We start from the raw sequence: 24,181 nt of genomic DNA, 5'->3' as shown, positions 1-24,181 counted from the left end.
GAATATCGAAATCATTCCATGAAATTAAATATTTAATTTAGTAATAATTGTCTAACTTTTTTAAGGCACTTCACTTTTGGTTAGTTCCTTTTTATTAAAAATTTATTTCATAACAATAATTGACTTGATAGTTTTACGATCAGCCATAGCTTTGTATGCATCATTAATATCATGCAATTTAAATTTCTTAGTGAAAACTTTTCCAGGATGAATATCACCATCTAAAACTGCTTTTAATAAGACAGCTTTATCATAGGTAGTTACTGAAGCCGGACCGCCAGCTAATGCAACATTTTTACCGAATGGTGCAGTAACATCCATTTTAGGAACGTGTGGTAACCCAACACGACCAACAGTTGCGCCTGGACGTGCCACTTTTAAAGCCGTATCAGTAGACAATTCAGTCCCTACACATTCTAATACTGAATCAGCACCTTGATTATGAGTAAGTTCCATCACTTTTTTAACTGCATCTTCACCACGTTCAGCAACAATTTCAGTTGCACCAAATTCAGTTGCTAAATTTTGACGATCTTCATGACGACTCATCGCAATAATTTGTTTAGCTCCACGCATCTTAGCGGCAATAACTCCACATAGACCAACAGCTCCATCACCAACAACTACAGTAGTATCACCACTTTTAACATTAGCGGTTCTAGCTGCATGATATCCAGTAGCCATTACATCAGATAGTGAAAGTAATGAGTTTAACATTTCTTCACTATAGTCTTCTGGTTGACCTGGTACTTTTACTAATGCCCATTCGGCATGTTGGAAACGAACATATTCACCTTGGCAGCCAGAGCTAAAATTGTCTTGATGTGATAGACAACTACCTTCATAGCCAGCCAGACAAGCCGCACACTTACCACAACCATGTGTAAACGGAGCAATCACAAAATCACCCGGTTTAACAGTGGTTATATTTTTACCAACAGAATCAACAATTCCTAAGGCTTCATGCCCACCATTTAAAGAATTGCTAGGCTTATGACTAATACCACGATAAGCCCATAAATCTGATCCACAAACACATGCTCTCACTACTTTAATTACTACATCATCATCTTTTTCCACTGTGGGTTTGTCCAAATCACGTAATTCCACTTTTCCAGGACCCATAAATACAGTTGTTTTCATTTAAAATAACCTCCTAGTTAACTTTGTAATATCAACATTATTCTCTAATGTTTAATCAATTAATACAAATAATGTGACTGATTAAATTAATCATAGACCTTTGAGTTAACTTGAAGTCAAGTTTATATATAAAAAACTCTATTTCAATTATTAAAATAGAGTTTTTTTATTATTTTGTTTATGCATTCATTAATTTTTGTTTTTGGTCATCAGTCAACACTTCATTCATACGACCACTCTTGAAACCAGCTAAATCTAAAGTGATAAATTCAAAACCATATTCATTTAATATATCATTAATAGCTTGTCTATTTTTAAGAAAATCACTAATTTGATTTTCAGGAACCTCTACTCGAGCAATATTGTCATGACAACGAACTCTCACTGTTAGAAAACCCAGACTTCTCAAATATTTTTCTGATAACATTACTTTTTCAATATTTTCTAAAGTTAATTTGGTATTATATGGAAAACGTGATGATACTGAACAACTAGCAACCTTGTTCCAATTGCTTAAATCTAATTCTTTAGATAGTTGTCTAACATCTGATTTATAAAAATTAGCTAATTGTAAAACACTCTTAGCATTAGCTTCATCTCTAGCTTTTAAGCCCGGTCTGAAATCAGAATTGTCGTCCATAATCATACCATCAACTACATATTCAAAACCTTTACTTTGGGCTAAATTGTTCAATGAATTATAAAACATCTTTTTGCTATAGTACCATGATTCTGGAGTATTGTTAGCAATATGTTCATCAGATAAATAGTTCAAGTTCATTGTATCGACGTTGGCATCTAAATCCTTAGCTAAAGATACCGCCTTATTAAATTCTTCATCTGTAAAAAGTTCTGAATTAGCAACTACTGCTAAAACATTGTCCTTACCTAAAGTGTTTAAAGCCATTTTCAAAACTAAAGTACTATCAATTCCACCGGAAAATGCTACTACTACTTTGCCCATATTCTTTAATTCTTTAATTAAGTTTACTTTTTTTAGATTTAAATCTTGCATATTTATATCTTCTTTCGTTTATTGAATATTTTAAAAATTAATTACATTCCGAAAAAGCTACGCATAAATAAAGCTGCACATAAACCACCTAAAAATGGTGCAATTCCCGGAACTAAAATTCCATATTGCCAATCAGAATCGGCCTTATTTTTAATAGGTAGAATTGCATGTGCAATTCTTGGCCCCATATCACGAGCTAGGTTCATCGCAAAACCAGTAGGACCACCCAGTCCCATACCAATAGCCCAAACTAACAAACCAACTTCCATAGGTGTCATTACTGCCACTTTGTATTCGGAAATAGCTAAAATAGCTGCAATAAAAATGAATGTAGCAATAAATTCTACAAAAAAGTTTCTAGGTAAATTACGGATACCAGGAGCGGTAGAAAAGATATTACGAATAGCGTCTGGTTCAACTTTACCTTGTGACATTTTAAATTGATCTGCATACATAAGATAAACAATTATTGAACCGACTATTCCACCCAAAACTTCAGCGACTGAATAAGGTATAAACATAGCCCATGAAATATTTCCTAATACACATTGAGCTAAAACCATAGCGGGATTAATACAAACGTTTCCAAATATAAATAGTGAAACAGCAATTCCGAATCCCCAAGTTGTAATGGAAAACATATGTCCGGAACCTCGATACTTAGAACCTTTTAAAACTTCATCACAATGAACTCCTACCCCAAAAATTATCATTAAGGCAGTTGCCATAAACTCTGCTAGTAATTGGTGTAACACAATACGAATCCTCCAAATTAATTAATTTTTTAGTTGTTGATATACCATTTGATATACGTTATCTATAGGTAGCTTATATTTTTGTGATATGGCTAAACAATCTTCAAATTCAGGCGTTTGTTTAGTAATATCTTTAAAAGTTGCTACCTTTACTGAAACTGCACCCCAAGGTGTTGTTACTTTAGTAAAATGACGTGACATAACCGTTCTATTAAAGCTTTGATAGCGAATTCCAACGGTGCTAGTATGTTTAAAAATGAGATAGGTTATATCTTCTAAATCTCGTTTATTAATCAACACACTAAGCTTCGTAGCTGGACGATTTTTTTTCATTTGAATCGGCGTAAAGTAGACATCATAAGCCCCAGCATTAATTAACACTGGTAATATGGCTGCTAAACGTTCCGCACTTTGATCATCAATATTAGCTTCTAATAATAAAGTTTCATCCTTGTTCTGCTTTACGACCTTGTGACTTAGTTTTTTTTTTCAAATAAGACTGCTCTTAAAGCATTTAATTGCTCTGTTTTACGTTTACCAAAGCCGTAACCCACTTTAGTAATGTTTTGATTTCCAGGAATTGAACCAAATTCACTGACAATGGTTTTCACAATCCCCATCCCAGTAGGTGTGATTAATTCTGTTTTGATAGACAAATTTTGATTAATAGGAATATTAGCATTAACTCGCATTTCCATTACAGCTGGAACCGGAACTGGCATCATACCATGTGCAACATGTATAAATCCACTTCCATCAGTTAAAGGCGAAGCAATAACTTTATCAACTTCTAACATTTCCAAAGCTAAAAAAGCACCAATAATATCTACAATTGAATCAATAGCTCCAACTTCATGAAAATGAACTTCATTAATAGGTAAATTGTGTACTTTTGCTTCAGCCGTGGCGATATACATAAATACTTGTTTTGCATTTGATTTAACATAATCACTTAAATTACTGTCGTCAATAATTTTATTAACTTCAGATAAGTGGCGTGCATCATGATGATGGTGATGACCATGATGATGTTCTACAAAACCTGTATCTTTTTGACCGTGATCTAAAATAACATCAAAGTCGATTCCGTAAATACTACTTTGTGCAATTTTATTAACCTTAATGGAATAACCTTTTATATTTAAGTTTGAAAGTTTATTGATAAAAGCATCTTGATCAATGCCTAAATCTAGTAAAGCACCGATAAACATGTCACCGCTTATTCCAGAAAAAGCATCTAAGTATAAAGTTCTCAATCTGTATTCTCCTTTACTCCTAAATGATTCATTAAACTAGCTGAATATCCTGCTCCAAAACCATTATCGACATTGACCACCGTTATGCCTGAAGCACAACTATTTAGCATTGTCATAAGCGCGGTTAAGCCGCCAAAGTTAGTTCCATAACCAATGCTAGTAGGAACTGCTATTAAAGGTGCATTAATCAAACCACCAACAACACTCACTAATGCGCCTTCCATCCCAGCAACTACAATAACTACTTTTGCCTTTCTGATTTCATCTAAATGTTCAAAGAGACGATGAATGCCAGCTACCCCCACATCATAAATACGTTTAACTCTGTTTCCATACATTTGTGCGGTTATTGCTGCTTCCTCAGCTACTGGAACATCAGAAGTGCCAGCAGTAACTACAGCGATATAATCAGAAGTTAAACTTATTTCCTGTTGAATTAATTGAACACATTGCGCATCAGAAAAATATTTAGCGTTTGGTTCAGCTAACTTAATTTCTTGATATTTTTCATGACTAACTCTAGTGCATAAAACGTTCTCACCTTGAGCTTTCAAGGCTTTCATAATTTCAATTATTTGTGTGGGTGTTTTACCAGCACCATAAATAACTTCTGGATATCCGTTTCTGGATTTACGGCTTAGGTCAACTTTTGCATAACCTAGGTCTGCACTTTGTAGATTTTGCAATTGCTTAATTGCATCAGAAATACTAGTGTCATTTTGAGCTACACCCTTTAGAAGTTGTTCAATTTCGCTATTTATTTCCATAATCAGTCATTTCTTTCCGCCATTCTATTTAACAATTACACCTAATCCATCTGGAATAACTGTTACTTTTGCTGATTGACCTTCAATTGCATAAGCTTTTTCCAGCGCTTCATCTAATGTTTTAGCTAAGTCCATATGCATACTAGTGATTAAACTTGGAGCCACTAAGTCGGATACAAAAATCACGTGATGATGTACTAAAATTCTAGCTAAAATTTGCGAAGTCCATTGGTCAGGAACAGTTTTTAGTCTTGGAGTATTTATAGCTGAATCTAAGAATTCTTTAGGATCATCTACATCTGCAATATTATGATAAAAACCTTCACCACCATGTCCATCACGTGCACCTGCAACCATGATAATGACACCATTTTCTTTATTAGTTGCTTCAGCTGCAGTCATTCCCTTAACAGCTTGGTAAATATTTTGATCTAATGGATAACCACCATTAGTTGAAATTGCAATGTCACAATCTACTTTATCCACATGTGATAGGCTTTCTACAAATTCACAGCCTTTTTTATGCGCATTTTCTAAATCGCCTGCAAAAGAACCAATAATTTTTTTATCTTCATCTAAAACAACGTTTAAAATAAATTTCAAGCCAGCTGTCTTAGCAGCATAAACCATATCTTTATGAACTGGATTATGATGTAAATTACCAGTTCTTGAATAATGTGAATCAATAAATTCACCAGAATGATTAGCCATAATAGTTTTATAAGAAGCCACTCCTGGTAAAACTGATTTTCTACCACCAGAAAAACCAGCAAAGAAATGCGATTCGATAAAACCTTCCGAAATCAATAAGTCTGATTCAACTGCTACCTTGTTAATAATGCAATCACCACCAGATGGCAATTGTCCAATTTTCACAACTGAGCTATCATCACGAGAATCGTGCATGACAATTTCTTCATTATTTACAATGTCTTCACCATATTTGTTAACTAATTCTTCATGTGTAGAAGCACGATGAAATCCAGTGGCTACTAAAATTCTAATACGCGCATCTGGAGATACTGAACGAATTCTACGCAATAAAATCGGAGTGATGATTTTTGATGGAACTGGTCTAGTGTGATCAGAACTAATTATCACTATATTCTTTTTTCCCTTAGCTAAATCTTCCAATTTAGGACTATCTATTGGGGTATCTAAAGATTTTTCGACAACTTCTTTTTCTGATAATGCACTTTTATATGTACTAGCTTTTGATGAAAGTACTCCAGCAAAATTTTTGTCATCTATATTTGCTGTAAGTGTTTTTTTATCATATGGTAACGATATTGAAACCAAGCTAAAAGACTTCCTTCCGTATTACATTAAGTTAATATGCTTTGACGCAACACTTATAGTTATACGGATTTCGTAAAAGGTATGCCATCGCTTTTATAAACTACAAATAAAGTTAATAAAAGAGTGTGACAAATGTTAACAGCTTAAATCGATATAGTGACTATAATTATTTGATGTTATCTAAATGTAAAAAAAGAGTCATTGTCGCAGGTATTATAACGTGTATAATAAAATTATTATTGATAAAAATTAGTTTATATTTGAAATAAGCATATTCTATTAAGAAAGGTCAGATTACATTGGTCTTAAGTGATACTGAGTTTTTGGTAAATTTCTTAGAAGAAAAAAATGTACCCGTAATAACTAAAAAAAGGCATACTTACCTTACATATCATGGTTTAGAAGAGCACTATACTTACATCTTAAAGAATGGAATCATTAAGAACTCAATAATCTTACAAGATGGTCGTGAATTTAACCTTTCCTATATATCTAAACCTGACGTTATCTCATTATTAAGAGATGAAGTCTCTAAATATACTGATCAACCTTGCAATGTGCGGGTTGAATCAGAAAAAGCACAGTTTTATCAAATTGACCGCGTAACTTTTTGGAACTATGTTAATTCAATTCCAGAACTGCAAAATTATGTTAAAAATTACTACCGTAAAAAATTATCAGAAAACATTTGTCGATTACAAAGAATGATGATGAATGGTAAAAAAGGTAGTCTATGTTATTTTTTGTATAATTTAATTGATACTTTTGGTAAAAAACATAAAGATGGTATTTTAATTGACTTTGTAATTACCAATGAAGATATCGCTGGTTTTTGTGGTATTAGTTCTAGAAGTAGCGTCAATAGAATGCTTAATCAACTAAAAAAAGATAATGTAATAAAAATGGTTAATCACAAGTTCGTTATTCAAGATATAAGTTATCTTCTAGACAACATTGCCGACTAATTTGTTAACATTTGTCAACGTTAAATGATAATGAAGCCTCATTTTATAAGAGTATTCTTAGTTTCTGTAAGAGTATTAAAAAAATGGAGGCTTTTTATTATGCATATTCCCGATAATTATCTAAGTCCGCAAACTTGTATAGCAATGTTCACTGCTGCTACACCAGTAATTGCCCTCTCAATTAAAAAAGTTGAACTTCAAATCAAAGAAAAAAAAGAAACCATTCCCATGATAGGAATCTCGGCTTCTTTAGCATTTATTATTATGTTATTTAATGTTCCTGTTCCTGGTGGTACTTCAGCGCATGCCGTTGGAGCTACTTTGTTAGCGCTCCTGATTGGACCCTATGCAGCCTGCATAGCATTAACAATTGTCTTATTAATGCAAGCCTTTTTATTTGGTGATGGTGGAATATTAGCATTAGGTGCAAATATTTTTAATATGGCAATCATAATGCCATTTGTTGGTTACTTTTGTTTCAAAATATTTGATAAATTTAAATATAAAAAAACTGGTGCTTTTGTTGGTGCTTTTATCGGTATTAATGTGGCAGCATTATTAGCAGGAATTGAGTTAGGTATCCAACCAATTATCGCCCATACTGCTCACAATCAACCTATGTATTCACCCTATGGATTAATGATTACTATCCCCGCAATGTTATTTGCTCATTTAGTAGTTGCTGGTTGGATTGAAGCTGGTTTTACTTTAGCTGTCTATAGATTCATCTTGAAAGTTGCACCTGGCGAGCTATATCAAAATGTTAAAAAAACCTCTCAAAAATCCTATAATGTTGGGAATTTTTTCAAAAAATTATTAATTGCTATGATTATTTTGTGTCCATTAGGTTTACTAACCAAATCTACTGCTTTTGGTGAATGGGATGCTCAAGAACTGAAAAATATGTTGCCAAATCACCTAGTTCCTAGTGGAATTAGTCATGGATTTAGTTTTAACGCCATTTTCAGTGATTATGCAGTAAGCGGTCTATCCGATGTTAGTGGATACATGCTAAGTGCCATAACCGCAGTGATAATATTGTATTTAGTAAGTAAAATTATGAGGAAGCATTATCATGCCAAATGATGATCTACCAAATTGGTTAAAAAAAACTAACCATCTTGAATTAAATAATCAAGTTGTCAAAAATAGTCGAATCATTCAAATAAATTTAAATATCATTAGTTTCTTCATAAAACATTTTCAAAACGAACCACTTATAAATAATAATAAACAATCTGCATGGCTCAAATTAATTAGTATGTTAATTATTTTAATTCTAGTGCTATGCAGTAACAGTAATCGATTTATCTGGTCAGTATTTATCATAATACTATTGCAAACCTGCCAATTATCGGTTAAACAAATCGAACGTCTAGGACATAATTTCATAAAAATGTTCCTGTGTTCAGTTATATTTGTTATTCCTAATATTATAATCGGTAATGTATCTGCCACTTTATTTTTTATATTTCGCTTAGCAATAGTTATTTTAAATGTTGCTTACTTCTTACAAATAAATAGTTGGCAGCAAATCATAATTGGATTGAAGCAACTACACTGTCCTAATTTAATTATTTTAGTTTTAGATATAAGTTTGAAGTATATACATACATTGGCTATCTTTTTACAAGAAAATTTGTGGGCTGTGCGATTAAGAATGGTCGGTAAACCACTTAATAATCAAAGAATTATTGGAAAAGTTTTCGGACAACTATATCTAAACTCCAAAAAATACACAAGTGAGGTTTTTAATGCCATGCTTCTAAGGGGCTACAAAATTAGTTCTGTCCATAAAAGTTCTATGAATTTAAAAAAAGCTGATTATAGTTTGATTGCAACAAACCTAATCGTTATTATTTTATTTATAACTATAGGAATTTAAGGGGTAATTAAATGTTTGAACTGTCAAATATAGAATTTCTTTATCAAAATAGAATTGGCTTAAATAACTTAAACCTAAAAATAAATGATGGTGAAACGATAGGCATCATGGGACCTAATGGTTGTGGTAAATCTACCCTATTTAAGTTATTAACCGGTCTCATTACTGCTAAAGATGGTATTTATAAATTTAATAATCAAATCATTAATGCTAAAACTATAAAAAAAGCTTCCGTAGCTAATTATTTACATCAAAGCATTGGATATGTTTTTCAAAACAGTAGTAGTCAATTATTCAATGAATCAGTAACTGCTGAACTATCTTTTGGACCCCTTCAAATGGGATTAGATCAAAACGAAATTAATCAAAGAGTTACCGATTGTTTAAAACTTTTACACATTGAACATTTAGCCGAAAGAGTTCCCTATCAACTATCCGGCGGTGAACAAAAATTAGTAGCAATTGCCAGTGTCCTAACGATGAATCCTCCCATAATCATAATGGATGAACCATTTAACGGTTTATCACCTAAATATCAAAAAATAGTTCAAAAAATTTTGATAAAGTTGAAGGATGCTAACAAAACTTTGATTGTATCCAGTCATAATTATTATTACATTAATGAAGTTATCGACAGATGTTTAATTTTTAACGAAAATCATACTCTAAAAAATGATTTAACTCCTATAAAAATTGAACGAGATAATGCTTTAAAAACATCATTAGAATACTAAAAAAGCATAAACTTTTTAGTTTATGCTTTTATTTTATATAAGCCTTGGTAAAATCCCATCCACTACCAATTGGATTATATTCTAGTCCTTTAACTTTATCTTTAACTACAGAAGGTTTAGCACTTTGATAAAAAGGAATTGCTCCAACATCATTAGATAAAACTTTTTGAGCTTGAACCATATCATTCCATCTGGAATTACTATTATTAGCATCTTTATTATCAGATTTATTTATTAAATTATCATATGTTTTATTAGACCATTTTCCAAAATTCATAGGACTGCTAGAGGTTTTAATTGCAAGCGCTGCAATAGGATCAGCATAACCGGCATCCCAACCAGTTACACATAAGTCATAGTTACCTGAAAACATTCTAGCAATTCTTTGTTGTTTAGGAATATTAATATTAGATATTGTCAAACCTGGCAGTTTTTCCCATTCACTTTGAAGAAAATCAGATGTAGCTTTTGCAACATCATTATCATCATAAGTTAAAGTTAAGTTCATTCCCTTATGACCAGTTTCTTTAAGTCCTTCATTCCAGAGTTTTTTTGCTTTAGATAAATTATAATCAGTAGTCCCTTTAACATGTGAGGTTTCTGCATAATCTTTTCCATTTTTATAAGCTAAACCTGAGGCAACAAAGCCTTTTGTAACTGTAGACCCGTCACCCATAACATTATTAACAAACTGATTCCTATTAATTGCAAGTGATAAAGCTTGACGAATTTTCAAATTTTTAAAAGCTTTAACTTTATCTCTATTCATTTCAATAAAATTAGAGTAAACAGATTGATTCTTTTTAAACTCTTTAGAGTTCTTAAAATTATCTACTTGTTGTTTATTAGTTAATGATAGTGCATCTAATGCTCCAGTTTGATATTGGTTCAGACCAGTCTGACTACTTTTAACAACATTCATTTTTAAACTATTCAGTTTAACAACTTTTCTATCCCAAAAATTAGTATTCTTATTTAAGCGCCAGCTATCATTTGTACCAGTCCAACCCTTAGCAACAAATGGCCCATTATAAACTTGTTTATCGCTACTAGTTCCGTAACCTTTACCATACTTTGTAGCAACTTTTTCGTTCTGTGGTAGAAAAGCTGTTTGAGTAACTAAATACTTAAAGTAAGATTGTGGCTTACTAAGTTTTACTACTAAAGTATAATTATTAGGAGCGCTAACGCCTAATTTATTAGGATTCATTTTCCCACTTTTTACACCATTATAATTTAAAAAATGATCATATAAATAAGCATTTTGGGAAGCTGTTTTGGGGTTAACAGTTCTTTGAAAACCATATACAAAGTCTTTTGCAGTTACTGAATCACCATTACTCCATTTAGATTTTCTTAGATCAAATGTATACGTCTTTCCATCTTTAGATACTTTATAACTTTTAGCTACTCCAGCAACTACTTTAGACCCTTCTGGACTGGTTAATAGTCCTTGACTAACATTAGATAAAGTATTTGCACTAGTAGTATCTACAGATTTAGACGGATCTAGTGTCATTAAGTTTGAAGGCTGCATCCAATTTAATTTTTGTGAACTCTGATTACTGGAATTACTTGATTTACCACATCCAGTCAATAAAAATACACCTAAAGTTACTGTAGATAATAATCCTAATCTAGTTTTATTCATAAAATCACCTTTTTTAAAATACCCTTCTTCCAAATTTATACACTTGCTTATCACTTTGTTGTACTGCAACGACATCTTCTAATGGGTTTTCATTTAATACAAGAAAATCAGCGTATTTACCACTTTCTAGTGTTCCATAATCTTTCAAATTCATTAGTTCAGCTGAATGTAAAGATGTTTTTAAAGCATCAAAATTTGAAAAATGTTCTTTTTTAGTCATCAATTCAAACTCTTTAGGAGTCTTTTGAAAATTATTATATGGTGTACCAGCATCTGTACCTAACGTGACTTTAACTCCTTTTTCATAAGCTCTATTCACATTTTTATAAATATCATCCAAAGCATCTGTTAATTTATTTAATTCCCAAGCTGGTAAAGTATCTTTACCATATTCCGCAATACACCAAGCTGATACAAGAGTTGGTGTTAAATATTGATTGTTATCTAACATCATTTCTAATTCTTCATCGTTTAAATAAAAACCATGTTCGATGGAATCAACGCCCGCTTTTAAAGCATTCATAATTCCAGGATTTCCTTCCGCATGTGCAGCAACGACTGCATGTTTGTTATGGGTTTCTTCAACAGCTACTTTTAACTCTTCAACTGTTAGTTGTGCTTCGTCCATATAATCACCAGGAGACATAACGCCTCCTGAAGCCATAACCTTAGTTGATTGAGCGCCATTTTTAAAATTATTTCTAACTGCTTTGCGCATTTCATCAGGTGAATCAACTGTTTTTCCACCATTAGGATAATCACCATGTCCGCCAGTCATAGTCAAAGCACAACCAGATGACATAATTTCAGGACTTTTTTTCAATAAACCTTTTCTCTGTAACTTAGCCAATGTAGTGTCTAATCCAAACATGCTACCACATTCTCTAATATATGTTACTCCAGATTTTAGAAGGTCTTTTAAATTACTTAAAGCTCTTACTGTTGCTTCAGTTTGATCTACAGAAACACCCCCATCATGGGTATTAGAATCTAAAGTAATATGCGTGTGACAGTTTACTAACCCCGGCATTACATATTTATTTTCCAAGTCTACAACTTTTAAATCATTTTCATTTGGAAAACTATTTGAACTAGAAACTGCTTCAAGTTTTCCATCATTATTTACCAACATCCAGCAATTTTTATATGTTGTATTTTCAAAACCGTTAAATAAATTAAAATTTTTGTACAAAACTTTCTTCATAATTCATCACTCCATCATAAAATTTATTAAAAACAAAAAAGCGCCCTTTATTTCTATACAAGAAATAAAGGGCGCTTTATAAAAAACGCGGTACCACCTTTTTTATGCATCAAAAAACATGCATATCTCAAACAAACCTATTGATTTGCAGATTCTTTAATGGGAATTCCCAGCTTAGACTACTTAATTGGTCCAGCAACTCATAGATGATTTTCGCTATTTAAAAAATTAACTTATCACACCAAACTAAGTCTCTCTTAAAATTATTTAAAAAGTTACTCTTTCTAATCAACGTTTTTAATTTATATGCTTTTGTTTATGAGAGTAACTTTAATCTATTTTTAATCTTTTGTCAAATGTGTTTTTGATAATAAATATATAAATCAAGATAAATAAACAAAAATTATCATGATTAGATATCAGAAATAGCAGAAGAAAAGGTTCTTTTTATATCTGATATTGAATATTCAGAGTAATATGTTAAAGCAGCATTGATAATTTCAATGCAGTTAGAAACAATTATATTCACTTTCAATTCATCATGTATGTTTAAATGATTTTTTAACAACTGACTGTAAGTTTTTTTTAGATATTGGATAATAATCGCACTAGTATTGTGATCTGAATACATTGGCTTTAAAATATCTTTGTTCATTCTAAGAATGGGTAAACAATTGTCTATGAAAGTATAGATAACATTATTATTATCTATGTTCAGAATTAATTTCTTTTTTATATTCTCATCAAATTTTTTAATAATAAAAACAATCAAATCATTATCATTGTTAAATAGTGTTTGTAGCGAATGTTTACTTAAAGCTGTGCACCTAGCAAGCATCTCAATTGATGGAATAATGTTTTCCTTTAATAAAGAAATGGAGGTATCTAAAACAGTTTTTTCAAAATTTAATTCATTATCATTGGAGAGAATATAAGATATTGATACATTAAACTTAGATGATATTGTTTTTATAACATCCAAATTAGGCGTAATTAAATCTCTCTCCCATTTTGAAACTGATTGTGCGGAACAATAAATTTCTTCAGCGAATTGCTCCTGCGTAAGATTATGATTTTTTCGTATGTTTTTAATATTGCTACCAATTGTCATAAAGATACCTCCTAACATAAAAACGCCATATAACATATTTTATATAAAATGTACATACACAAAATTAATTGATGCAATTTTATAATTTAACATTAAAATTAAAAATAAAATAATTATAATATTTAATATAAGTAATTTTTAACAAAAAATTATATTAATAAATTAAATATGCTAATAATAATTAGCATAAAACATCTGTCAATTTAAAATTCAACATACAAATTAATAATACTACATTTTGGTTTTAAAAGTTAAAAAGGAGCAACTTCATGGAAATCAAGCATGTAAATAATCGAAATAATGGAGCATTGTTTTTTAAAATCATTTCATTGTCTGTTCATTTTTTATCAGTCACTTTGTTCGCGTTGAAATTAATGAGCATTCTTTATAATTTGTCCTATGAAATAATGTGCTTAACGGTATTTGCAATATATGCATTATACTCTTTAAATTTCATTTACAATGTTTATAAGAAAAAACAATTTAACTCTACGGTTCAATTGTTTTCAGGAATAATTTGGATCATATTTACAGTAAGTTATTAAAAATAAGAAATTCAAAAAAGGATTAAATATTAGTTTATAGACTAGTATTTAATCCTTTTTTGACTCTAAAATATAGCGAATAAAAAGGCCCAAAAGATATAGTTGTCTTTTGAGCTTTCTTAGATATTATATTAATACTCTTTTCAAATTAGAAAATTTGGATTTGATATTGTAATTTTACATGTATTAAAAAATCAAAAAAGATAATAAAATTATAAAAACAATTACTAACGAAATTCTAAGATTTAATTGTCTGCTGAGTTCATCTGCATTCATTGATTTAGCTTTATGATGAAATTGTAAGCTACCAATTATTGCTATCGTTGTCATAACAATAATCGTTACAATCTTTTCATATGTTATAAAAATAGCAGAATATATGTAAATAATATAGACTAATATTTGCAAAATAAACATTAACATTTTCTTACTGCTCAAACTCAAATGATTACCACCTTTCAACTATTTATTAATATTGCATTTTTAAAACAACATAAAAATCGATTATTAATGAACATACTGTCAAAAGTATAATTGATGCAACGCCCACCGTTATTTCTACATATATTTTTAAAGTTAACTCTAAAATACTTAAACTTAAAAAAATATTTCTAACATTTAATAGTGTTGAATTAATTTTGCTTTGTCTTGAATAATTTAGTTGAAATTTACTAGTTAGAAAAAAGCTAGGTAGCATTAAAAATAAAACTATTCCTGAAAAAATAAGCTGCTTGCTCATAAATGTATAACAAATTGACATAATTATAATTGAAGAACAAAGTAAAACACTTATAAATAAATATTTTATTCTTTTGAACATAGATAATATCTCCAGTACATGTTTTATTATTTATTTCTTAGTCTTATGTTTAAGCGTAAAATAACTTGTTACACCAACAAATATTGTTTCGGTAAACCATAAAAACATTGTCAAATGGAGAAATTATTGCATCTAAATACCTAACTATTTCTTTATTCTTGATAGCATAATGAAATAAAAAGCAATACCAGCTATCAAAGAACCTACAAGCCAAATAATATTATCAATAGGAGAGATAATTAAACTTATAAAGGATGATTTACTTGTATTGTCAACTAATTCCAATATTAAACTAATCAATCTTTCTACTAAGAAAAAACCGATAGTTCCTAAAATAGCCTTCTTTTTAGACTTTTTCACTAAGTTTATGTAATCATCATTATCGTAAGATTCAACTCTATCTAATTTTGATTTAGAAACTAATATCGCTAAATAAAATATTACAATAAAGAAAGCAATAAAATTACATAATAAATAACATAGTAAAATAAGTTCTTTATTTATAGAAGAAACTAAAAATATAGAAAAAATAATCATTGAAGTAGATAAATATTCGAATAGAAAAATAAAGGCTTTATTACCAATTTTGTTAACTTGTTGTTGCTTATATTCATCAAATTCTCCTTGTATTCCGTATATTCTTCTTACTAATTTAGTGTAAAAAGATTCTTTTGATTTTTTCATTCTAAACCCTCCAAAATAATGAATTTAAATCAGAATTTAGTGCTTCAGCTATATTTATACATAACTTTAAAGAAGGATTATACTGCCCTTTTTCTATCAAACTAAGAGTCTGCCTAGAAATTCCAACCTTTAAAGCTAATTCTTTTTGTTGAATACCACTAGAAATTCTGACTAACTTAACTTTATTATTCATAAAAAAATCTCCTAATTAGGTAACATATAAATTACTTAAGTAACTTATATGTTACCTGAAAAATAAAAAAAGTCAATAATATTAATAAATTAAAGTTTAAATACTATGTAAATATTCAAAAAACATAAAAACCTTCAACCATTATTTTTAAATACCAATGATTAAAGGTTCTGTAATAAAATGCATATTTCAATTTTAACTTCTATTAAATTAGAGATGAATATATTTATAATCCATAGTATTTTGCTTTAAAAAATTAACGAAAACAAATGTATTGGTTAATAAAAAACAACACTATAAATATTGAAAACCGCATCACTTATGGTACGGACTACCTTCATTTATCATAAATGCACGGTAGATTTGTTCAGTTAATACTAGTCGCATCAATTGATGTGGTAATGTAAATCGACCAAAAGATATTTGAGTATCCGCACGTTTTAATACTTTATCTGACAAACCTAATGAACCACCAATTACAAATGTAATATCAGAATGTCCATATGTAGTTAATTGGTCAATTTCTTTAGCAAACTCTTCCGATGCACGTTCCTTACCTAAAATAGCCAATGCATATACATATTCTCGATCACTGATTTTGCTTAAAATACGACTCCCCTCTTTTTCCATCACATTATCCATTTGTGCTTGACTTAAGTTTTCAGGGGCTTTTTCATCTGGAACTTCTATAATCCGAAAATTGCAAAAACGTGATAACCGCTTACTATATTCAGCAATTCCAGCCTTAAAATACTTTTCTTTTAGTTTCCCAACTACTACTAGTTTAATATTCATTTGTGAAATTATCCTTTCTACTTTTTCAGCTTAACTATATTTAGTATTAGTTATTTTAATTGAATACTATAAATTGTGTTTATATATAATTATCACTACAAAAAGTTATCCACAGGTAACTGTGGATAACCTGTGTTCGCATTACCATCTATAAACGTTATAAAATCAACATTTCAAATGGGTACAAACGTTTAAAAAAGCCTTAACTGTAAAAGTTATCCACAGGTTTGTGGATAACTTTAATTCTCTTATACATCAAGCTTTATAACATTTATTTTATTAATCATTTAGATCATCATACAAACGCAAAAACAAATTATTTTTGTAAAATTAATTTTCACAAACTTTTATAGTGTAAACCTCGTATTTCGTTCACAAAACATTAACAAACAATAATATTATTGCACAAAAAAACATCTACAGACAATAAAGTTTGTAGATGTTTTAATCTAAACTATTTTAATGGTAATTCATCATCAACAATTTGTTGCAAAGTATTCTTAGATGGAATAAAGAACATGGTTCCAGTAACTGGATTTGAAAAGTCTAAAATACGATCGGACAAACTAAACATATTTTCTAGCATTCTTTTAGTAACTGTCCAATGTCTAGCATAACCAATAAAGTATGTTCCAGTGGTTCCTTCACTTGGATTAGAAAATGGTACATTCATACGAACGATTTTATGTTCAACACCATCATCGTTATCTTGTGAAGCGACATTGTGTGAATTAGCCAATTTTTCTTCATCTTTTAATTCTAAGTCTGAGTATTTCTTACGACCAACGGCTTTTTCCTGGTCTTCAGTACTCAAACTCTTCCAACTGTCCATGTCATGCATGTACTTTTGAGCGAAAGCGTATGAACCATTAATGTAGTCTTCATCTTCATCGCCAATGATGGCATAGCTAGCTGATTCAGAACCATCTGGATTTTCAGTTCCATCAACAAAGCCAATAATTGAACGACCTTCAAAATATCTAAAGCCTTTGGTTTCATCAACTACTTTAGCAATATCACGATAATAGTTATGTAATTGATCAGCTACTTCATATACTACCGTTTCTTCATCTGCTCTAATGTGAATAAAAATATCTCCATCAGTAGCAGGTGCGGTGTATTTAGGCCCATGAATAGGTTTAAATGTTTCTAATTCAGCTGGCTTTTTAGCATTAGGGAATAAATAATCCCAAGCATCGTTAGAAAAACCCATCGCCACTTTTAAATGATATTCAGGATATCTAATATTCATTGAACGAACAATTGCTTGTTCACGTGAACATAGTTCTTGAACTTTACTTTTATCGTCGTTTTGATCTTTGCGGTTTAATTTTAAAATTGTAAATAAAACATTTTTACCGGCATCTTTATAAACATCTTGTGCATTTCCAGGATTGAATTCCATATTAAAACGCTTCTTTCTACTATTTATTAGATAATACTGATTATAAATTAGCTCACAAATATTATTATAGGCTATTTTTTTATATTTTCAATTTATAAATTATTTTTTGGAATTACAATAAGAATCCCTTTATAACGCGTTTCTATAAAAAAATGACTTATTTCTGTAACATTTCATAATATAACTGTAAAAAACCAATAACACTAATGATATATTGAGCAGTTATAGTATTGTCTGTAATCAAAACGTACGACAAAATAATTTATTTATTTAAAAAAGGAGCAAGATTTAATTTTGCAAAAAACTAAAAAAACATTAATTCAAGTATTCGTTACTATCGTAAGTGCAGTCGGTTTATTCTTTGCTTTTTCAGCTGCATCAAACAACCAAGTGAACGTACAAGCTGCAAGTTGGCAAAAAGTTGCAGAAAGCAACTTATCCAAGCAAGATATTGCTGCAAGAAGATGGATTTCATTTCATGAATCTACTAACAGATACCACGCTAGAAACGGTGTTTGTTACGGTAAGTTCCAATTAAGTATCAGTTACTTACACGGTGACTATTCTAAAAAGAATCAAGAACTAACAGCTAACCGCTATGTTGCTAGTCGTTATGGTTCTTGGACAAATGCTAAAAGCTTTTGGCAAGCTCACCACTGGTACTAAAATTTAAATCAAATAAAAAAGCCTTAAGAATAATAATTCTTAAGGCTTTTTTATTTACAAATTAATATATGATGAAGGTGTTTCTTTAGCTATTAGGTTGGTAACCTTCTTCATATGAATTTCAAATTCTTTAGATAATTCAAAAACTTTAGCATATTCTGGATGTTGTTCTAATCGGATCAATCGATTTTTTATCGCTTTGCGTTCTCGAGCTTTGAAATAAATTCTTAACTGTCGACTCAAAACTAAAATCTCGGTTAAACAAAATACATTAATCGACATTGGTCTAGTTCCAAGCATTTGACTAGCGATGTTTTCAATTATTTCAGCATTCGTCTTATGCTGTGGAACAAAGGTTCTCACTTTATGAATAATTCCTTTTTGTTTTTCAACCACATTGCCATCTTCGGTAAATTCTTCGCCAAGCGCGAGGTAGGTATGTTTCATGACACCCACATTTTGCAATATTTTAGCAATTACTGTATCTATGTCATCATCTTTATTACGAATAATCACATCCATAAATGAGTTTAAGAAATACAAACTATGCGGTAAAACTTCATTTATAACGATTCGATTATCTTTTAAAGTGATAACGTCTGCAGCTGCTAAGTCTAATAAACAGCTGTCGACTAAATAAGCGCGTGCATGAATATTATTAATCATTGCACGGCTATCTTTAGCTTTACTCGAAATCAAAAAATACATTTTAGCAGTTGTAAGTGCCATTGTCATAGCCTCCATAGAGCAGGTTGTAACTATTCTAACACCTAAACATCTTTTTTTGAACTTAATAATTTAAAATTTTCTTTACTAACTTATTAATTTCCTAATTCTAGAGGCTTTAGTAAAATTATTAGTAATAATTCCTGAAACATTTTTGCGTAACAAATTATACATTCTAAATGAACTATCTACCGTCCAAACACGTTCATAATTCATAATTGTTTGATCAGAATAACTTAAATGCAGTGCACTTAAATCGTGCTTTTGCATAAATTTAGTTGGATTGGATATTTTACGACTAGTAAGATAGCAACATTGCGCGTTCTTATTAATTAGTTTTAAATTTTTTAGTGATTTTAGATTAAATGAAGAATAAATAATTGGATTAATAATATGAAATTGGTCAATTAATTTAGTTACGATCCATTCAATGTTTTCATACTTTATTTTATTAGTTTTTAATTCTAAATTTAAGAAAATTTCTTTATGCTCAACAATTCTTAGTAATTCTTCAAGCGTTGGAATTGTCTCACCATTTCGTAATTTAAATTTTTTAACATCACTTAAATCCATGTCTTTGATATATCCGACCCCATCGGTAGTTCTAGTCACGGTTTCATCATGTATTACTACCGGTACATTATCTTTTGTTAAATGTACGTCAAATTCTAATCCATCAATGTTATTATCAATTGCATATCTAAAGCCCTCAAGTGAGTTCTCTGGAAAACGAGCTGGGTAACCTCTATGGCCAAAAATCATAGTATTATTCATTTCAAATCCTCCTTACAGTTATGAATCCTTTTAATTTAATGGTAAAAACTGATACAATTCTTCTATAAAGTTTCATGTATTGTATATGATTTTACACTTTTTAACAAAATATATCTCATTGGTATGTTTTTCATATGAGGGTATAATTATACATAGGTTTTAATGTTAGTTATGAAAATTAAAATAAAATTTCTTATTAAAAATAAATAATGAGAACGGAGTATTAGTATGAAAAATATTGGTTTAGTATCCGAAATGTTTAACGAATATAATGACCCCGATTTAAGTTACGATAGCTCACGTGATGGCAATACTGAATGGTTTAAACTAACTTTCTTAGTTGATAGTGAATTTTTTACTGTGCGTGATGGTAAAAGACATTTTATCGAAAAATATAATGACCAACTTAATATGGTTATGAGCGATTTTTTAAATAAATATCAAAAAGAGTTTGAATCATCATTCATTGAAGAAAAACGTTTTGAAGTTTTAGACCGTACTAAGGTTATCGTAAAAGACTTAAAAGAAACTTTAACTCGTGAATTTTTGGTATATAACAAGATTGCCTTATTTAACATTGATTTGGTAGGAAGTTGGCAAGCATATAAAAGTGCTGGGGATTCAGATATTGAAAAAGCATTTTACAATGATATTTCTAAACACGTTAAAAGAGTTCAAGATAACGAAAAAAGAGCTGACTAAAAGTCAAAAAAGAGAGAATGTTAAATCATTCTCTCTTTTTTAGTTCCTGGATAATTCTAGATTTTTCCAAATATTTAACTTTATATTTATCAGTTAAATGAACCAAGTATGGACCTAAATCATCATTATCTGTACTTAATTCGCTTAAATATTTTTTATAAATAATTTTCTCGTCTTCGGTACATATTTTTTTAAAATATCCCCAGACATGTTGGTAAGCTGTAGTTAAGGTAGCATTCGTAGGTTCCTTTGATTCCAAATCTTTAATTAGCTGATTAAAGTAACTTTGTTTATCAACATTCCATTCATTATTAGAAGCTAAAGTTCTAATTTGATTATATGCTTGCTGCGATCGAGCCATTACCCAGTATTTATTATATGCCCATATTTCTTGCCAACTTTTGATATAATCATATCCTTTCCATAACATTAAAAAAACATTAAAAAAGACTTGCAAAAAGATTATAAAATGATATTATATTATTTACAAACAATAATTATTTCTAGCATTCCTAGAATCTTTTGTTTAGTTATTAATTTAATTAATAACTAAATCCAATTTCCTTTCTTAAATTATTACACAAATAAAGGAGCTTATGCCAATGCATAAGCTCCTTTATTTTTAAAATGCAGATTGATATATCCAACCGATATGTTTTCCATTGTATGAACATTTGTAATAATAACTATGCCAGCCATGTTTTTTAGCCTTAGCTAAAACTTTAACTTTTTTGTTTGCATAGCTTTTTCCCTGGTGAAACATTCTAATGTTTGAAAAATGACTACCTGGAATATGATTATAAAAATTATTTTTAGGTGTAACTTTAATCGTTTTATATTCACTGATGTTTTGATAATCAATGTATGCACTCAGACTGTCAACATTGATCCACCCTAACAACTTACCGTTATGATAACAGCGATAATATGTTTTTCCGTTAACTACTGCTTTTTGGTTAACATCAACTGTCTTACCTTTATAATTTGTATTATATTGGTTCAAAGCCAACTTACTTTTATACTTATTGTCATCAAAAACGTGATTATAGAAATTATTTTGTGCAGCACTTTTTACTTTAAATTTAAAATTGTAATTATAATACTTTGTGTTTTCAACGACACTTTGACCATTATTGCCAATAAACCAATCACTTTTTTTAGTTGTTAATAAACTTGAATCAATATATTTACCTAAAGCTGGTGAATAATAATGATCTGTATATTGCCATAAAACATGCTCTCTGGTTGGTTCAGTGGATTGATATGCAGCTAACCAATATCCATCATATGCACTAATGGCTTCAGATGCATGTTGCAACATAAAACTTTGATATGAATAAAACAGAATTTTCCGTTTGCCTACTAACGGTCTTAATTCATTTAACCAAGCTAAAGTAGCTTCATTAGTTCCTCCAGACTTAACTGTTTGGTCTTCATAATCATTTACATAAAATTTAGCATTAGGCGCTCGCTTATAAAATACTCTAGCTTCGTTTTTGGCATCACTAATACTCTCATATTGACTGAAAGAATATACACCGTATGGAACTTTATATTTATCCAATAAGTTACGATTATGATCAAAAGTTTTATCATAATAAGCGCTACCATACTGAACTCTCAAAATTACAAATGGCACTTCTTTTTTCAACTGTTGAACTTGACTATCAGTAAAATTACCTTGCCATTCAGATAAATCATAAACATTGTTTTGAGCAGCTTTTACGTTAAAACTAATAATTGTCATTAAAAACACAATAATACTAGCTATAATTACTTTTATTTTCAATAGAAACGCTCCTATGTATATAGATTAACGTCATTGTAACTTTTAAACATTTCATCAATGATATAAATAAGTTACAAATTATAACAAAGGAGTCATTATTTTTAACATTTTCATAATAAATGTAATAACAAAAGTGGTAGTTTAATTAAAAAACAAAAGGCAAGAGGTAAGAGAATTGGTAAAGACAGTTTTTAAATTAGTTATTAGTACAATTTTAATAAGTTGCATGTTTATTTTTTCACAAATAAAGTATCTGCTAATAAAGTATCTGCTAACAGTATTCAAAGTAAAATATTACAAATCGCTAAAAGTAAAATTGTTACCCCCTATAATTATGGCGGAAATGGTCCTGATGGCTATGATTGTTCAGGATTTGTTCAATACGTATATAAATTAGCAGCTAACAAAGATTTACCTAGAAATACTGAATTACAATCTCAAACTACTAATAAAATTAATGACAATCAATTAAGAATTGGTGATTTAATCTTTTTTGGTAAAAATAATAATGAACACTCACACATCGGAATTTACATAGGTAATAGGGAAATGATTGATGCTCAATTAAATGGCGTCAAACAAGAAAGCATCGATGAACCATGGTGGCACATTAGTGGTTATTCCAGACCATTGGATTTCCAAGATAAACGTATCAATTTCAAACATAGTAACAAAAATAATGAACATACTTTTATAGTAAAAATGAACCGTTTATGTACATACAAAGATATCAATTTAAAAGCTAAGAATGGATTTTTAAACAAGGGTCGTACTTTTCAAGCTAGAGTAGTAAAATTAGGTTCTTTAAAACGTTTAGAAACTTATCGTGGTAACTTTTATACTGCCGATAGCAAGTCGGTTGCTAAAATTAAATAGTTATAATTTTTTAATCAACTTTTTACTTACGAAAAAAATTTTTTATTTAGGCGATGAAACACGTTCTTTCAAGGACTTGATGAATCGCCTATTATTTTGCACTAAACACACATGGTTAGATAAAATAATGTTATAATGATTGTATGAAAGATAATAAAAGAATTACATATGGTAGAACATCTGCCTTTAACTTAAATTACCACATCATATGGGGAACTAAATACCGCAACCGCATTCTAAAAGGAAACGTTGAGGTTGTATTAAAGAAAACATTACTTGAAGTTTCTTTAAAATACGGTTTTATTATTGACCATATGGAAGTTGGTAAAGATGACTATATTCAATTATTGGTTAGTGCACCACCAAAGCTATCTGTAACTAATATTGTAAGGTGGCTTAAAGGAATTAGTGCATGGCGACT

General features: G+C 29.9%; 28 protein-coding genes and 1 other annotated feature. Of the genes, 8 read left to right on the top strand and 20 right to left on the bottom strand.

What is annotated here, in order from left to right; translation table 11 throughout:
* Positions 1-102: 102 nt before the first annotated feature.
* The 7 genes from K5Q11_RS06325 to larA form a co-directional block, all read right to left on the bottom strand.
* Positions 103-1,143: a zinc-dependent alcohol dehydrogenase family protein gene (locus tag K5Q11_RS06325; protein ID WP_220752031.1), complete on the bottom strand. Its 1,041-nt coding sequence runs from the start codon at positions 1,141-1,143 to the stop codon at positions 103-105.
* Positions 1,144-1,321: 178 nt separating this feature from the next.
* Positions 1,322-2,158, bottom strand: coding sequence for an ATP-dependent sacrificial sulfur transferase LarE (larE, locus tag K5Q11_RS06320; RefSeq protein ID WP_220752029.1), 837 nt, complete (start codon positions 2,156-2,158; stop codon positions 1,322-1,324).
* Between the two features lie 41 nt (positions 2,159-2,199).
* The gene (larD, locus tag K5Q11_RS06315; RefSeq protein ID WP_220752027.1) at positions 2,200-2,913 is read right to left on the bottom strand and encodes a D/L-lactic acid transporter LarD; all 714 of its coding nucleotides are present in this window, start codon (positions 2,911-2,913) and stop codon (positions 2,200-2,202) included.
* Positions 2,914-2,934: 21 nt separating this feature from the next.
* A complete protein-coding gene (larC2, locus tag K5Q11_RS06310; RefSeq protein WP_220752035.1) occupies positions 2,935-3,336 on the bottom strand; it encodes a nickel pincer cofactor biosynthesis protein LarC2 in 402 nt (133 codons plus the stop codon).
* A gap of 53 nt (positions 3,337-3,389) precedes the next feature.
* Positions 3,390-4,169 carry a nickel pincer cofactor biosynthesis protein LarC gene (gene larC, locus K5Q11_RS06305; RefSeq protein WP_220752025.1) on the bottom strand — a complete coding sequence of 260 codons (780 nt, stop codon included), beginning with the start codon at positions 4,167-4,169 and terminating at the stop codon, positions 3,390-3,392.
* Positions 4,166-4,936, bottom strand: coding sequence for a nickel pincer cofactor biosynthesis protein LarB (gene larB, locus K5Q11_RS06300; RefSeq protein ID WP_220752023.1), 771 nt, complete (start codon positions 4,934-4,936; stop codon positions 4,166-4,168). Before larB ends, larC begins: the two co-directional genes overlap by 4 nt.
* 24 nt (positions 4,937-4,960) lie before the next feature.
* Complete coding sequence (larA, locus tag K5Q11_RS06295; protein WP_220752021.1) at positions 4,961-6,235, bottom strand: nickel-dependent lactate racemase; 1,275 nt, start codon at positions 6,233-6,235, stop codon at positions 4,961-4,963.
* A gap of 299 nt (positions 6,236-6,534) precedes the next feature.
* Here larA and K5Q11_RS06290 point away from each other — a divergent pair, with 299 nt between their 5' ends.
* The 4 genes from K5Q11_RS06290 to K5Q11_RS06275 all read left to right on the top strand — a co-directional run bounded on the left by K5Q11_RS06290 (position 6,535) and on the right by K5Q11_RS06275 (position 9,819).
* Complete coding sequence (locus tag K5Q11_RS06290) at positions 6,535-7,200, top strand: Crp/Fnr family transcriptional regulator (RefSeq protein WP_220752019.1); 666 nt, start codon at positions 6,535-6,537, stop codon at positions 7,198-7,200.
* Between the two features lie 99 nt (positions 7,201-7,299).
* On the top strand, positions 7,300-8,286 hold the full coding sequence (gene cbiM, locus K5Q11_RS06285) for a cobalt transporter CbiM (protein WP_220752017.1): 987 nt from the start codon (positions 7,300-7,302) through the stop codon (positions 8,284-8,286).
* Complete coding sequence (locus K5Q11_RS06280; protein WP_220752015.1) at positions 8,276-9,085, top strand: energy-coupling factor transporter transmembrane component T; 810 nt, start codon at positions 8,276-8,278, stop codon at positions 9,083-9,085. The genes cbiM and K5Q11_RS06280 overlap by 11 nt, the downstream gene beginning before the upstream one ends.
* Before the next feature lie 11 nt (positions 9,086-9,096).
* Entirely contained in the window at positions 9,097-9,819 is a 723-nt protein-coding gene (locus K5Q11_RS06275; RefSeq protein ID WP_220752013.1) for an ABC transporter ATP-binding protein, read from the top strand.
* Between the two features lie 28 nt (positions 9,820-9,847).
* Here the strand turns inward: K5Q11_RS06275 and K5Q11_RS06270 are convergent, their stop codons facing one another.
* From K5Q11_RS06270 to K5Q11_RS06230, 9 genes are all read right to left on the bottom strand, one after another.
* Positions 9,848-11,470, bottom strand: a complete 1,623-nt coding sequence (locus K5Q11_RS06270; RefSeq protein ID WP_220752011.1) for a peptide ABC transporter substrate-binding protein — start codon at positions 11,468-11,470, stop codon at positions 9,848-9,850.
* A gap of 13 nt (positions 11,471-11,483) precedes the next feature.
* Positions 11,484-12,674 carry a metal-dependent hydrolase family protein gene (locus tag K5Q11_RS06265; RefSeq protein ID WP_220752009.1) on the bottom strand — a complete coding sequence of 397 codons (1,191 nt, stop codon included), beginning with the start codon at positions 12,672-12,674 and terminating at the stop codon, positions 11,484-11,486.
* A gap of 64 nt (positions 12,675-12,738) precedes the next feature.
* Positions 12,739-12,975 (bottom strand) — a binding site (T-box leader).
* A gap of 111 nt (positions 12,976-13,086) precedes the next feature.
* Positions 13,087-13,785 (bottom strand): helix-turn-helix domain-containing protein, encoded by a 699-nt coding sequence (locus K5Q11_RS06260; protein WP_220752007.1) that lies wholly within the window; start codon positions 13,783-13,785, stop codon positions 13,087-13,089.
* A 731-nt stretch (positions 13,786-14,516) separates the two neighbouring features.
* On the bottom strand, positions 14,517-14,774 hold the full coding sequence (locus tag K5Q11_RS06255; protein ID WP_220752004.1) for a hypothetical protein: 258 nt from the start codon (positions 14,772-14,774) through the stop codon (positions 14,517-14,519).
* Positions 14,775-14,799: 25 nt separating this feature from the next.
* Positions 14,800-15,069: a hypothetical protein gene (locus K5Q11_RS06250; RefSeq protein ID WP_220752002.1), complete on the bottom strand. Its 270-nt coding sequence runs from the start codon at positions 15,067-15,069 to the stop codon at positions 14,800-14,802.
* A 225-nt stretch (positions 15,070-15,294) separates the two neighbouring features.
* Entirely contained in the window at positions 15,295-15,834 is a 540-nt protein-coding gene (locus tag K5Q11_RS06245) for a DUF3278 domain-containing protein (RefSeq protein ID WP_220752000.1), read from the bottom strand.
* Between the two features lies 1 nt (position 15,835).
* Positions 15,836-16,027: a helix-turn-helix transcriptional regulator gene (locus tag K5Q11_RS06240; RefSeq protein ID WP_220751998.1), complete on the bottom strand. Its 192-nt coding sequence runs from the start codon at positions 16,025-16,027 to the stop codon at positions 15,836-15,838.
* 315 nt (positions 16,028-16,342) lie between these two features.
* Positions 16,343-16,822, bottom strand: coding sequence for a 23S rRNA (pseudouridine(1915)-N(3))-methyltransferase RlmH (gene rlmH / locus K5Q11_RS06235; protein ID WP_220751996.1), 480 nt, complete (start codon positions 16,820-16,822; stop codon positions 16,343-16,345).
* Between the two features lie 454 nt (positions 16,823-17,276).
* Positions 17,277-18,227 (bottom strand): Dyp-type peroxidase, encoded by a 951-nt coding sequence (locus K5Q11_RS06230; protein WP_220728272.1) that lies wholly within the window; start codon positions 18,225-18,227, stop codon positions 17,277-17,279.
* 294 nt (positions 18,228-18,521) lie between these two features.
* On the opposite strand from K5Q11_RS06230, the gene K5Q11_RS06225 reads away from it, so the two are divergent.
* Positions 18,522-18,893: an aggregation-promoting factor C-terminal-like domain-containing protein gene (locus K5Q11_RS06225; protein ID WP_248601600.1), complete on the top strand. Its 372-nt coding sequence runs from the start codon at positions 18,522-18,524 to the stop codon at positions 18,891-18,893.
* 54 nt (positions 18,894-18,947) lie between these two features.
* On the opposite strand, the gene K5Q11_RS06220 is transcribed toward K5Q11_RS06225, so the two are convergent.
* Complete coding sequence (locus K5Q11_RS06220) at positions 18,948-19,622, bottom strand: hypothetical protein (RefSeq protein WP_220728273.1); 675 nt, start codon at positions 19,620-19,622, stop codon at positions 18,948-18,950.
* Positions 19,623-19,706: 84 nt separating this feature from the next.
* Complete coding sequence (locus K5Q11_RS06215) at positions 19,707-20,393, bottom strand: glycerophosphodiester phosphodiesterase family protein (protein WP_220751995.1); 687 nt, start codon at positions 20,391-20,393, stop codon at positions 19,707-19,709.
* 228 nt (positions 20,394-20,621) lie between these two features.
* Here K5Q11_RS06215 and K5Q11_RS06210 point away from each other — a divergent pair, with 228 nt between their 5' ends.
* On the top strand, positions 20,622-21,095 hold the full coding sequence (locus K5Q11_RS06210) for a hypothetical protein (protein ID WP_220751992.1): 474 nt from the start codon (positions 20,622-20,624) through the stop codon (positions 21,093-21,095).
* 25 nt (positions 21,096-21,120) lie between these two features.
* On the opposite strand, the gene K5Q11_RS06205 is transcribed toward K5Q11_RS06210, so the two are convergent.
* Both K5Q11_RS06205 and K5Q11_RS06200 read right to left on the bottom strand, forming a co-directional pair.
* Positions 21,121-21,456, bottom strand: coding sequence for a DUF1722 domain-containing protein (locus K5Q11_RS06205; protein ID WP_251067926.1), 336 nt, complete (start codon positions 21,454-21,456; stop codon positions 21,121-21,123).
* A gap of 261 nt (positions 21,457-21,717) precedes the next feature.
* Positions 21,718-22,884 (bottom strand): GH25 family lysozyme, encoded by a 1,167-nt coding sequence (locus K5Q11_RS06200; RefSeq protein WP_220751990.1) that lies wholly within the window; start codon positions 22,882-22,884, stop codon positions 21,718-21,720.
* A gap of 222 nt (positions 22,885-23,106) precedes the next feature.
* On the opposite strand from K5Q11_RS06200, the gene K5Q11_RS06195 reads away from it, so the two are divergent.
* Together K5Q11_RS06195 and tnpA are read left to right on the top strand one after the other, a co-directional pair.
* Positions 23,107-23,760, top strand: a complete 654-nt coding sequence (locus K5Q11_RS06195; RefSeq protein ID WP_220751988.1) for a C40 family peptidase — start codon at positions 23,107-23,109, stop codon at positions 23,758-23,760.
* A gap of 143 nt (positions 23,761-23,903) precedes the next feature.
* Positions 23,904-24,181, top strand: a 278-nt coding sequence (gene tnpA, locus K5Q11_RS06190; protein WP_220751986.1) for an IS200/IS605 family transposase, incomplete at its 3' end; no start/stop codon positions are given.

Origin of the sequence: Apilactobacillus xinyiensis, from assembly GCF_019656235.1 — a bacterium.
Lineage (GTDB): Bacteria > Bacillota > Bacilli > Lactobacillales > Lactobacillaceae > Apilactobacillus > Apilactobacillus xinyiensis.
This window is presented reverse-complemented; position numbering and strand designations above follow the sequence as displayed.